We start from the raw sequence: 11,617 nt of genomic DNA, 5'->3' as shown, positions 1-11,617 counted from the left end.
TAGCAGCCGAAAATCAATAAATTGATTTTCCTGGTTTTTTATTGGGTTACATCCTCTCGTTCTGTGCGGACATAAGGTTTGTCATGAGACTCAAGCCTGCTTTGCGCAGGCTTTTTTGTGGGCGTAATTATTTGTCGGCCAGTTCCCGGCGGACAATCTCCGCCCCTGCACTTAACGCATTGAGCTTACCGCTGGCAACCTGACGTGATAGCGGAGCCATACCGCAATTAGTTGACGGGTATAACTTGTCGGCATCTACAAACTGCAGTGCGTTACGCAATGTACTGGCAACTTCCTCTGGTGTTTCAATCGCGTTGGTTGCCACGTCTATGGCGCCTACCATGACTTTTTTGCCTCGAATCAGTTCAAGCAGATCAAGTGGGACATGGGAGTTATGGCATTCCAGGGAGATAATATTGATACCCGATGACTGCAACCTGGGGAATGTTTCTTCGTACTGTCGCCATTCAGAGCCCAGAGTCTTTTTCCAGTCAGTATTGGCTTTGATACCATAGCCATAGCAAATATGCACCGCTGTTTCGCATTTAAGCCCCTCAATGGCCCTTTCCAGCGCGGCGATTCCCCAGTCATTCACTTCATCAAAAAAGACATTAAACGCTGGTTCATCAAACTGGATAATGTCGACACCTGCCGCTTCTAACTCTTTGGCTTCCTGGTTGAGAATTTTGGCAAATTCCCAGGCCAGTTTTTCACGGCTCTTGTAATGGTTGTCATACAGTGTGTCTATCATGGTCATCGGCCCTGGCAGGGCCCACTTTATTGGCTGCCTGGTGAGCTGGCGTAAGAATTTGGCATCTTCAACAAACACCGGTTTTTGGCGCTCTACGGCACTCACGACAGTGGGAACGCTGGCATCATAGCGGTTACGAATTCTGACCGTTTCACGTTTTTCAAAATCCACACCACTGAGGTGTTCAATAAATGTGGTGACAAAGTGCTGGCGAGTTTGTTCGCCGTCGCTGACAATATCAATCCCTGCCCGCAGTTGATCATACAGTGCCAGACTCAGGGCATCTTTTTTCCCCTCAGCCAGCTCACCGTTATGCAGTTTCCAGGGCGACCACAAGGTTTCTGGTTGCGCGAGCCAGGACGGTTTGGGCAAACTGCCAGCCGTGGAGGTGGGTAGCAATTTTTTCATAATAATAGTGAACCTTTTATTCTTCGTTAATTAAATTAAGCAGTTAGAAATTTCATAGCTGGCAGACCACTGCGCAAGAATATTCTGGTAGGGTTTAATGAAATATGTTTCAGTAAATTTACCCTGTTCAATCGCCAGTTGCGTCCGCTCTTCACGGTCATAAACAATAGTGGTGAGTGAATGATCCTGGTGACTGAGGTTAGGCTGGTAATAATGCCCGGCGGCTGAGTTGGCGTTATAGATCTCAGGCCGGTAAATTTTCTGGAACGTCTCCATCGTGCTGATGGTGCTGATAAGCTCCAGGTCTGTGTAATCCCTGAGTAAGTCGCCGGAAAAATAAAACGCCAGCGGGGCGACACTATTGTTCGGCATAAAGTAGCGCACCTGTAATCCCATCTTTGCAAAGTACTTCTCAGTTAACGATGTGCTGCCTGGCCGGTATTCAATACCCAGAACCGGATGCTGGTTTCCGGTGCGCTGATAGGTGTCTTTGCTTGAAACACTGAGGCAAATTACCGGCGTTTTTTTGAACGTTTCCCGGTATGTACTGGAATTAACAAAATGTTTGAATATCTGTCCGTGTAACTCACCAAAGTGCTCCGGAATACTGAAATTAGCATGGTGCTTATTATGCTCTGGCAGTAATACACTGAAGTCATAATCCCTTACGTAAGAAGAGAAGTTATTGCCCACAATACCGTCAATGCGCAGCCCGGTTTTTTTATCAACAATCGTTGTTTTCAAAATCTCAATTACCGGGAAAGTGGTGGTGGTATCCGGAATAGCCATCTCAACTGAAATAATTTCCAGCTCCACAGAATAACGACAACTTTTAGGGTTATCCCAATACGCCAGGTTATTAAAACGGTTGTTAATCATCACCAGCGTGTTGCGCAAGTTCTGTTGGCGGTTATTCCCGCGAGCCAGATTGGCAAAGTTGGTGGTAATACGCGTGTTTTCTGACGGATTGTAATTTTCGTCAAAGCGACTGCTTTTAATCTTAAAGGTGAATTCTTTATTCATCGCGGTCATCATGTTATCAATAAGTTAATAGGCATAGTTATGCCAGAGCAGGTGAACGAGAGAAAGAGAGTTAATTTCACGCCAACATGAACTATCTTCATGGCGAGTGGTGGCTGGCGTTACGGGGCGGGTTTGCGCCATACAGGGCAGGGCCATCGTGGCATCGGCCATAAGGGTGGGCACTCTGGGGGCTGAGCCAGGAGAGACGTTGTAACATAACAGCGCACTCGGGCAAATGTCACCAGACCATACACAGGTCTGTCGCTTCTGGCCTAAAAAATGGGGCTGCAAAGCCCCATAACACATCAAATGAAGTGTTAACTAAAAGGGTATTTCTTAAATGCCGCCTGGCTTTCGAAAACGCTGGCAACTGCCTGAATATTTTTAAAATCACCGGCGTTAACGACGTGAGGGATCATGGACTGAATAAATGTCCAGATAACCGTACTGGTGACCGCAACCTGATCGGCCACCGTGTTTTCTGGACGCGTTTCCAGCAGCGCGTTCCATTCCCGGCAGGCGGCCAGCAGCTGGAGGGTGATACGTTCTATCCACGGATTATGCTGCTTCTCCGCCGGGCGCAGGTTGTGTTCATACACATTTTGTACGGCTTTTTCGGCGGCGGCGAGGATAAAGCCCAGAGTCTGGAGATCGTTTGCCAGCGCATCCGGCGCTACGGGCAGGAGTCTCAGTTCGGGGGTGGCCTGAGCCTCAAAATAATTCAGTATCAGCGATGAATCCATCAGACGAGTTCCATTATCCAGAATCAGCGTTGGCGCTTTTACCGCAGGGTTGATCCGGGAAAATTCCTCAAATGTACTAAATACCGACAGCGGCAGGCTTTCAAACGCTACGCCGTAAAGTTCCAGAGAGACCGCCACGCGCCGTACATAAGGAGAATCCATCATGCCAATCAGTTTTATCATGATTCCTGTTTTCCTGTCTGTGTGAAAGAACGCTTCATTGAAAACGATAAACAGACATTACAATAAATTCGTTATGACGAATATCATCAGTATCTTACGGCCCAGGTTAGTATTACTGACATATTGGCCGGTTGCCGTTTATAAGATTAAGTATATTGAGGGAGTAGTTTCATGTCGGATTTTCCACCTATCGCAAGTTTGCGTAGTTTTGAAGCCGTCGCTCGTCTTGGTAGCGTAACGCTTGCGGCGAAAGCGCTCCATGTGACCCATTCCGCCATCAGTCAGCAGATTAAAGTGCTGGAAGAAATGGTGGGTGTGAATCTGTTTATCCGTCATGGGCGAGGGGTGCAGATCACCGAAGAAGGGCGGCTCTATGCCTTACAGGTTCGCGATGCGCTAAACCATATTGCAGATGCCACCCGTTTAGTGCAGGTGAAACCAAGAATACAAGAATTGACGCTGGCGGTGGTGCCGTCTTTTGGGTGCCACTGGTTATTGCCGCGTCTGGAACGGTTTCGGGTAAAATATCCGCATATCACGTTACGGATCCAGGCCAGCCTGACCATCACCAACATGCAGCAGGAAGGGATAGATATTGCGATACGGATGGGGAAAGGAAACTGGGAAGGAAGTGACTGCCATTATCTTTTTTCAGATGAACTGATTGTTGTTGCGGCGCCCGGTTATAACGGCGGCGTCCTTCCAAAGACGCCGACTGAGGTGGCTAAGAGCCAAATAATATTCTCCATGGAGTCGTGGAAAACATGGTGTTTCAATGCAGGGCTTGAAAAAGATATTGTACCAGGCGGTTTATGCATTAACGACTCAAACTTAGTCCTCGAGTCTGTCAGGCTCGGCAAAGGTATTGCGCTGGAACGACGCTCTCTGGTTCAGGATGCCATCACTCGTGGTGAACTGGTTCAGCTGACTCCTTTTACCGCACCGTATCCCTGGCCTTACTGGATGGTGACACCTCAGTTAACCAGGATGAAGCCTGAGGCGGCTCTCTTTATGGGGTGGATAGATGAAGAAGTGGCTGCCTGGCGTTTGCTGACTGGGGCTGTATAAAGTAATGGTTAATAAAAAAACAAAAAGCCCGCTTAAGTTTCCTTAAGCGGGCTTCTTAAATTTGGCTCCTCTGACTGGACTCGAACCAGTGACATACGGATTAACAGTCCGCCGTTCTACCGACTGAACTACAGAGGAATCGTGTGAACGGGGCGCATAATACTGAGCCCGTAGTTATGTGTCAACACCCCGATTAACTCACTGATTCAATTGATTAATTAACAATCGTTTTGCATATTTATTGCACGGGATAATGGGGGCCGCTACCGGATTGAAGCCGCTTTTGCGGGTCCTGGCGGTAAAACTGGCAGAAACGCTGCCAAAGTGATGGAAACCGGGTCGCAAACAGGTCTGGTGCACTGAAAAAATACTCTGTTAAAACAGCAAAACATTCAGCAGGGTCGGCGGCAGCCCATGCATCAATACTGGCAGCACTTTCACCCACCAAATCAATTTCTTCCTGGATGGTTGCCATGGCGGCATTCAAATCATGTTCCCAACCGACAACATCACGTAACGCTATCATCGGCACACCGTTGGTTACCCCATTGTTTCTGCCATCCAGTTTGTGTGCCACTTCATGAAAAATAAGGTTGAAGCCAGATGCATCAAAAGAATCCTGAACATCGAGCCAGTTGAGAACCACCGGCCCCTGTTGCCAGCTCTGGCCAGACTGCACTATATGCTGGTGGTGAACCAGACCAAAGTCATCAATCCATTCATCATCGACAACGAAAGGATCGGGGTAAATGAGTACCTCATGAAAACCATCAAGCCATTCAAACCCCAGCTCCAGTACTGGCAGGCAGAACAGTAGGGCGATACGGGCGCTGTTTTCTTCACTTAATTCAAGCCCCTGTAAAGGCACCAGGCGTTTATGCTGCAAAAAGCGGCTGGCAAGGCGCACCAGTTTTTGTTGTTCTTCTGGATTCAACGGGGCAAGTACCGGGATTGCCAGTGCGTTTTCCCACAAGGGAGAAAGTACCTGTGATGTATCGCTTTCTTGCCATGGCCATTTAATCATCGTTATTTGCTCGCAATCTCGTCAGTTAAACGTAAAGCGGAGAGCGGGGACTGTTAAAATGCCAAAAACCGGTGCATCATGGCAACCATTGACGCGGAGAGGTGCCGGAGCGGCTGAACGGGACGGTCTCGAAAACCGTTGAGGGGGTAACCCCTCCGAGGGTTCAAATCCCTCTCTCTCCGCCAGTATTCAAACAGTTACTCTGCATTATTCAGTGAAAAAAGTCCCGCTAAGATAATCTGTTGAGAAAATGCGAAACCGTAATTTACCGGTGCATAAGTAAAGCCTGCTATTCTCATTCAATACCTGCCAGACTGGATTTACGGTCACATTCCCTATATTGCCCATTGTGTGTCGTTGTTGCTGTTCTTTTGCCTCATCTCACTGACGCAGCCCAGAGCCACGGGTCGTTATCCCCTGATTTGTGGCAAATATCAATCGCTGTGTAAGGGCGATTGTCTGGCCTTTGATCTACTTCACACCTCACGCTATTGCTGGTGTGTACTTTGCCGCCCGGGAGGCAACGCTCAGAAAATGGACATCACCTGGCTGGTGCTGTGCAACGAAGTAACAGATGATAATCCGTTTTTATCACTTTGCAGGGAAATTCAGGTAACAAATATTTACTGAGAGGAATAGAAACAGCACAGTTTCAGGATAAAGTTGCTTTTTAAGTAAACTGTTATGCAGGGAAGGCAGGAATGAAAGAGCCGGTACTCCCGATATTATCGCAGAGGATCTGTTCTGTTCATTTTACCGAAATGAGAGCACGGAAAGGTATTTTGTTAAGCCGCATTATATAAACTTATGCGTTTCGCCGGTATGGCATTGTGTATTGCAGTGCACCTCAACCAACCCGGGTATTACTCTGCCAGCCAACTATTAACGCTATTGAATAATAACGGGCACAAATGTGTGCCCGTAACGCCTTACCTGGTGGGAAACCGAATTATGCCAGACCAGGCAACATTGCTCAGGACTGCCCTTCGGGCATGGCGGATGAGTGGTGAGAGGAAATCAACCACTGGTTATCAACGTAGTCGTAGGTGAATGTATACCGTGCCTGAATTTTCGTGTTATCACTAAAGGTAAAAGTATAAATACCGCTGTCTATTGCCGTATTACAACCGAGGCGTACAGTACGTTGGTTGATTTCCCCAACCGGTTTTTTTTCCAAAAAATGTTCAAAATAATCTATTCGCTGATCATTAGTGAGGCGTACCTGGTTGGAGACCGTTGGCAACAAGACGGCATCGTCAGTATACAATGCCGCAACTTGTTGGGCATCACCGGTTTGTAATGCGTTATTCCAGGCAGTAAAACGCGCTTCTATCTGCGGGATATCGGTATCAGTGCATGCGACTTTTTCTGCTGCAATACCAGTCATTGAAGCAACTACACCAAACAAAGCAATTCCAGTGCGTAAAATCATTTATTTTGCTCTCCATATAATAAGCATGCAGGAGATTAAAGAATATTGGTCAGGGAATATACTGTTTTTACGCATGTTTAAATTTGCGTAACTGTATTTTTTATTGTCAGGATTTTTTGCAGGCTGTTTGCAGCAGGTAAATTTGGTGTGGGGCACTAAACGAAAACATTATAAAAAATAAACAAACAATCAGCCTGCCAGTATATGCGCAGGCCCGCCAGCTGGCGTAATCACAATCACCTGACGGATACAACTTGCCCAGGTAATACTCACCCTGTGGTAATCGAGCCACCTGCTGAGCCAGTAGACCTGAAGCGGAGTTGAATCGTCAGGAATATACAGTGGAATAAAAAGGCAATAACGAATTGATTATTCCATGAAAATGTTTATGTGAACAGTATCTGTAAAGCACAAAATGCAAAAATAATATTTATTCCGTTTAATGAAGTGGTTGCAGCATGAAATCATGCCTGGAACTCAAATGATGAATAAAAAATGGATGCTGTCTGTAATATTTCGACATTTTATGGTTTAACGCAGGAGGAATGGAAAAACGGAAGCACAGAAAAATCCGGTTTCTTTACCAGAAGGGAAGAAACCGGCTTCACTGAACATAAAATGTGATATAAATCACATTGAGCGGCAACCGGCTGCTGACTGATAATTTTGCATGAGAAACATACTGTTATGGATGATAAACCGCGCCGCGACCTGGGCGGCAAACTGGCGTTATTTGCTTTCTGGATTTTTTGCCTTTATGCCCTGTGGGCTATTTTGCGTTATTTCTGGGTAGTCAGTGCTGTGCAACCTGTTCCTGGTAATGTTCATGGTACATTTTCCGACAAATTACTGGACGCCCTGGCTGGGGGAATGGTATTGGGTGCTATTGCCCTGATACTGGGGGCTGTTGTTTGGTATACCCGGCCTGTCAGTCACCGCTAGAATGTCACTTTAGTGTCATCATTGGCTGGCAACGTATAGCCACATGTGCAACTCTGGAGCGTAAATGTTATTACAAGACTGGCAGTTACAGTTTGAACAATGGTTGTCGCAGCATGGGCCTCAGGATGATGCCGCTCATGATTTATCGCATTTCCGCCGGGTCTGGTTTACGGCACAAAAGATGTTGCGCCACCACGGCGGGGACGCACTGGTTGTGTTAACCGCATGTTATTTTCATGATGTGGTTAATTTGCCTAAAAATCACCCGGAACGCCATCTTGCTTCCAGAATGGCTGCCGATAAAACCCGGCACATTCTGGCGACCCATTTTCCGGCCTTTCCGGCGGAGAGTTATGATGCCGTCGCTCATGCGATAGCCGCGCACAGTTTCAGTGCCGGGATTGTGCCTGAAACAACAGAAGCAAAAATTGTGCAGGATGCAGACCGGCTTGAATCCCTGGGGGCTATTGGGCTGGCCCGGGTTTTCTATGTATCTGGTGCGCTGGGGCGGCCTTTATTCGATGCAGAAGACCCAATGGCTGAAACCCGCGAACTGGATGATACCCGTTTTGCACTGGACCATTTCCGCAAAAAACTTCTCGCCCTTCCGGCAAAAATGCAAACAGAAACCGGGCGCAGCCTGGCACGTCATAATGCAAACTTCCTGGTTGATTACATGGCAAAATTATGTGCTGAACTGAATGGGGAACTGCTCGGCGTTGATGAGCACATTCGCCAGCAGTTTGCCTGTTAGTTTTCTGCGTAATATAACGGTCAGGCTGTTCCTGGCAGAACGCCTGACCTCCGTTTCCTGATCCTCATAGCGTAATTTATGTTAAGGGCATAATGCATTGATTAATATTTCATCAGGTTCGGTAACAGTAGAAAATTTTTTTACGTAATTTGATTACAATCAATTTACATTTTCTACTGGCTGATACTGTATCCCCACGTTAATCAATAAAAATAATGTGGGTAAAAGGATGCAAGTCAATCGCAGGGGATTTTTTAAAGTCTGTGCCGGGGGAATGGCTGGCACCACTCTTGCTGCACTGGGGTTTACACCCATTACTGCACATGCCAGCACCCGTGAATATAAATTGATTCGTGCCAAAGAAACCCGCAACAACTGCACCTACTGTTCAGTAGGTTGTGGCATGCTGATTTACAGTCTGGGTGATGGTGCGAAAAATGCCACCTCCTCAATATTCCATGTTGAGGGTGACCCTGACCACCCGGTTAGCCGCGGCTCGCTGTGCCCGAAAGGTGCCGGGGTGGTGGATTATATTCATAGTGAACAACGGCTCAAATACCCGGAATACCGCGCACCAGGCAGCAACACCTGGCAACGTATTAGTTGGGAAGACGCAATCGATCGCATTGCACGCCTGATGAAGGCGGACCGCGATGCAAATTTCCAGGTAACAAACAGTGCAGGTGTGACAGTTAACCGCTGGCTCACCACCGCCATGTTTTGTTCTTCAGCCGCCAGTAATGAAACCGGGGTTCTGGACCAAAAGTTCTCACGGGCTCTGGGTATGCTGGCCGTGGAAAACCAGGCACGTTTGTGCCATGGGCCCACTGTAGCGGCATTAGCACCCAGCTTTGGTCGTGGAGCCATGACCAATAACTGGAACGATATCAAAAACGCCAATGTGGTATTAGTGATGGGGGGTAACCCGGCAGAAGCGCATCCGGTTGGTTTCAAATGGGTTGTCGAGGCGAAGAATCATAATAAAGCCACCTTGCTGGTGGTGGACCCACGCTTTAACCGTAGTGCGTCTGTTGCCGACCGCTACGCGCCAATTCGCGCAGGTTCGGATGCGGCGTTCTTGCTTGGGGTGATTAACTATCTGCTCAGTCATGACGCTATTCATCATGACTATGTGAAAGCCTTTACCAATGCGGCATTGCTGGTTCGTGACGACTACTCGTTTAACGACGGGCTGTTCAGTGGTTACGACGAAAAACATCACAAGTATGATAAAACCAGTTGGGCCTACGCGCTTGATGCCAACGGTATGGCGCAACGTGATGACTCTCTGCAAAATCCGCGCTGTGTAATTAATCTGCTCAAACAGCATGTCGCACGTTACACACCAGAAATGGTCGAAAACATATGCGGTACCTCACAGGCAGATTTCCTGCATGTTTGTGAACAACTGGCCACCACCGCTGTACCAAACCGAACGGCAACCATTCTTTATGCACTGGGCTGGACCCATCATACTAATGGTGCACAGATTATCCGTGCTGCGGCAATGATCCAGTTGTTGCTGGGGAATATCGGTATGCCTGGCGGCGGCATCAATGCGTTGCGCGGTCATTCCAATGTACAGGGCTTTACTGACCTGGGGCTGCTTTCCCAAAGCCTGCCTGGTTACCTGAAACTGCCATCAGAAAAACAAATCTCGCTGGAGCAGTATCTTGGGGAAAATACCCCGCACGCGCTATTGCCAGGCCAGGTTAATTACTGGAGTAATACACCGAAATTTTTCGTCAGCTTTATGAAAGCCATGTTTGGTGATGCGGCGCAGGCCAGCAACCAGTGGGGATACGACTGGCTGCCGAAGTGGGATAAAAGCTACGACTGCCTTACCCAGGCAGAAATGATGACGGAAGGGAAATTCACTGGCTGCCTGGTTCAGGGTTTTAACCCACTGGCTGCATTTCCGGATAAGAACAAAGCGCAACGGGCTTTTTCAAAACTGAAATATATGGTCGTAATTGACCCATTAAGCACTGAAACCGCCAGCTTCTGGCAAAACCAGGGCGAAATGAATGCGGTTGATTCAGCTTCTATTCAGACAGAGGTTTTCCGTTTGCCTTCTTCCTGCTTCGCTGAAGAAAATGGCTCTGTTGCTAATTCCTCGCGCTGGCTTCAGTGGCACTGGGCCGCAGCACAGCCTCCTGGCGAAGCCTGGAACGACGGTAAAATTATTGGTCACTTGTTTATGCGCCTGCGTGAGCTGTACCAGCAGGAAGGCGGCGTTGCGCCAGAACCACTACTGAATACCCGCTGGGCGTACAATGACCCACGCGACCCAATGCCTGAGGAAGTGGCGCGTGAGGCCAGTGGCTATGCTGTTCTGGATATTCAGGATGTGTCCACGCAAACCAGCCTGAAAAAGGGTGAACAGTTGGCCAGTTTTGCTCAACTGCGAGACGATGGCTCAACGGCCAGTTTCTGCTGGATCTACTGTGGTAGCTGGACTCAGGCGGGTAACCAGATGGCGCGGCGTGATAATGCCGACCCAAGCGGCCTTGGCGCAATTGCCGGGTGGGCCTGGGCCTGGCCGCTTAACCGGCGCATTCTGTATAACCGTGCATCGGCAGATACACAGGGTAAAGCCTGGGACCCGAAACGTGCTCTGATTGAATGGAATGGCACAAAGTGGGTGGGACTGGATGTGCCGGATTACCCGGTGACAGCTGCGCCGGAGAAAAATGTCGGGCCATTTATCATGATGCAGGATGGCATGGGGCATTTATTCGGGCTGGATAAACTCGCCGATGGGCCATTCCCTGAACATTATGAGCCTACTGAATCGCCAATTGGTACTAACCCGCTTCACCCGGCAGTCACCTGGAGCCCGGTGGCACGCCTTTACGCCAGTGATAAAGCCATGATGGGCACGGCCAGCGATTTCCCGTATGTCGCCACCAGCTACTCTATTACCGAACTGTTCCGTCACTGGACCAAGCATGCGCTGCTTAATGCGATTGTTCAGCCAGAGCAGTTTGTAGAAATTGGCAGTGAACTGGCGAAAGAGAAGGGCATTGTTGCGGGCGATGAAGTGAAAGTGAGCTCAAAACGTGGCTATATCAAAGCTAAAGCGGTTGTGACGCAACGTATCCCGCGCCTGAAAATTGATGGCAAAACAGTTGATACCATTGGTGTGCCTTGCCACTGGGGGTTCGAAGGCACTACCCGTAAAGGTTTTCTGGCAAATACCCTGACACCCAGCATTGGGGATGCCAATTCACAAACGCCAGAATATAAGGCGTTTCTCGTGAATGTGGAAAAGGTGTAAGGGAGATAA

9 protein-coding genes and 2 tRNA genes are annotated in these 11,617 nt (G+C 48.4%); 5 read left to right on the top strand and 6 right to left on the bottom strand.

The window, feature by feature from the left end:
* Positions 1–127 precede the first annotated feature (127 nt).
* From MPHASIOC01_RS08355 to MPHASIOC01_RS08345, 3 genes are all read right to left on the bottom strand, one after another.
* Positions 128–1,159, bottom strand: coding sequence for a methionine synthase (locus MPHASIOC01_RS08355; RefSeq protein WP_064594422.1), 1,032 nt, complete (start codon positions 1,157–1,159; stop codon positions 128–130).
* A gap of 30 nt (positions 1,160–1,189) precedes the next feature.
* The gene (locus MPHASIOC01_RS08350) at positions 1,190–2,182 is read right to left on the bottom strand and encodes a DUF1852 domain-containing protein (RefSeq protein ID WP_353614338.1); all 993 of its coding nucleotides are present in this window, start codon (positions 2,180–2,182) and stop codon (positions 1,190–1,192) included.
* Between the two features lie 317 nt (positions 2,183–2,499).
* On the bottom strand, positions 2,500–3,108 hold the full coding sequence (locus tag MPHASIOC01_RS08345) for a glutathione S-transferase family protein (protein ID WP_353614337.1): 609 nt from the start codon (positions 3,106–3,108) through the stop codon (positions 2,500–2,502).
* 171 nt (positions 3,109–3,279) lie between these two features.
* On the opposite strand from MPHASIOC01_RS08345, the gene MPHASIOC01_RS08340 reads away from it, so the two are divergent.
* The gene (locus tag MPHASIOC01_RS08340) at positions 3,280–4,176 is read left to right on the top strand and encodes a LysR substrate-binding domain-containing protein (protein WP_064594412.1); all 897 of its coding nucleotides are present in this window, start codon (positions 3,280–3,282) and stop codon (positions 4,174–4,176) included.
* 62 nt (positions 4,177–4,238) lie between these two features.
* Here MPHASIOC01_RS08340 and MPHASIOC01_RS08335 read toward each other — a convergent pair.
* Positions 4,239–4,314, bottom strand: a tRNA-Asn gene (locus MPHASIOC01_RS08335).
* A 100-nt stretch (positions 4,315–4,414) separates the two neighbouring features.
* Positions 4,415–5,200, bottom strand: a complete 786-nt coding sequence (gene mtfA / locus MPHASIOC01_RS08330) for a DgsA anti-repressor MtfA (RefSeq protein WP_064594408.1) — start codon at positions 5,198–5,200, stop codon at positions 4,415–4,417.
* A 95-nt stretch (positions 5,201–5,295) separates the two neighbouring features.
* Between mtfA and MPHASIOC01_RS08325 the strand changes: the two genes are divergently transcribed.
* A tRNA-Ser gene (locus MPHASIOC01_RS08325) sits at positions 5,296–5,385 on the top strand.
* 788 nt (positions 5,386–6,173) lie between these two features.
* Here the strand turns inward: MPHASIOC01_RS08325 and MPHASIOC01_RS08320 are convergent.
* Positions 6,174–6,632, bottom strand: coding sequence for an SgcJ/EcaC family oxidoreductase (locus tag MPHASIOC01_RS08320; protein ID WP_064594405.1), 459 nt, complete (start codon positions 6,630–6,632; stop codon positions 6,174–6,176).
* Between the two features lie 687 nt (positions 6,633–7,319).
* On the opposite strand from MPHASIOC01_RS08320, the gene drpB reads away from it, so the two are divergent.
* The 3 genes from drpB to fdnG all read left to right on the top strand — a co-directional run bounded on the left by drpB (position 7,320) and on the right by fdnG (position 11,608).
* On the top strand, positions 7,320–7,574 hold the full coding sequence (gene drpB, locus MPHASIOC01_RS08315; protein ID WP_064594399.1) for a cell division protein DrpB: 255 nt from the start codon (positions 7,320–7,322) through the stop codon (positions 7,572–7,574).
* Between the two features lie 64 nt (positions 7,575–7,638).
* Positions 7,639–8,328: a phosphohydrolase gene (locus MPHASIOC01_RS08310; protein WP_064594394.1), complete on the top strand. Its 690-nt coding sequence runs from the start codon at positions 7,639–7,641 to the stop codon at positions 8,326–8,328.
* 229 nt (positions 8,329–8,557) lie between these two features.
* Complete coding sequence (fdnG, locus tag MPHASIOC01_RS08305) at positions 8,558–11,608, top strand: formate dehydrogenase-N subunit alpha (protein ID WP_353614336.1); 3,051 nt, start codon at positions 8,558–8,560, stop codon at positions 11,606–11,608.
* The last annotated feature ends 9 nt before the right edge of the window (positions 11,609–11,617 follow it).

The sequence above is a fragment of the Mangrovibacter phragmitis genome (assembly GCF_040429585.1).
GTDB classification, from domain to species: domain Bacteria; phylum Pseudomonadota; class Gammaproteobacteria; order Enterobacterales; family Enterobacteriaceae; genus Mangrovibacter; species Mangrovibacter phragmitis.
The sequence above is the reverse complement of the archived record's forward strand: the minus strand, read 5'-3'. Positions and strand labels throughout refer to the sequence as shown.

Bases quoted from the DNA above. Each gene is read 5' to 3' on its own strand.
- MPHASIOC01_RS08355 (WP_064594422.1), bottom strand. From the start codon at position 1,159: ATGAAAAAATTGCTACCCACCTCCACGGCTGGCAGTTTGCCCAAACCG.
- MPHASIOC01_RS08350 (WP_353614338.1), bottom strand. From the start codon at position 2,182: ATGAATAAAGAATTCACCTTTAAGATTAAAAGCAGTCGCTTTGACGAA.
- MPHASIOC01_RS08345 (WP_353614337.1), bottom strand. From the start codon at position 3,108: ATGATAAAACTGATTGGCATGATGGATTCTCCTTATGTACGGCGCGTG.
- MPHASIOC01_RS08310 (WP_064594394.1), top strand. From the start codon at position 7,639: ATGTTATTACAAGACTGGCAGTTACAGTTTGAACAATGGTTGTCGCAG.
- drpB (WP_064594399.1), top strand. From the start codon at position 7,320: ATGGATGATAAACCGCGCCGCGACCTGGGCGGCAAACTGGCGTTATTT.
- mtfA (WP_064594408.1), bottom strand. From the start codon at position 5,200: ATGATTAAATGGCCATGGCAAGAAAGCGATACATCACAGGTACTTTCT.
- MPHASIOC01_RS08320 (WP_064594405.1), bottom strand. From the start codon at position 6,632: ATGATTTTACGCACTGGAATTGCTTTGTTTGGTGTAGTTGCTTCAATG.
- fdnG (WP_353614336.1), top strand. From the start codon at position 8,558: ATGCAAGTCAATCGCAGGGGATTTTTTAAAGTCTGTGCCGGGGGAATG.
- MPHASIOC01_RS08340 (WP_064594412.1), top strand. From the start codon at position 3,280: ATGTCGGATTTTCCACCTATCGCAAGTTTGCGTAGTTTTGAAGCCGTC.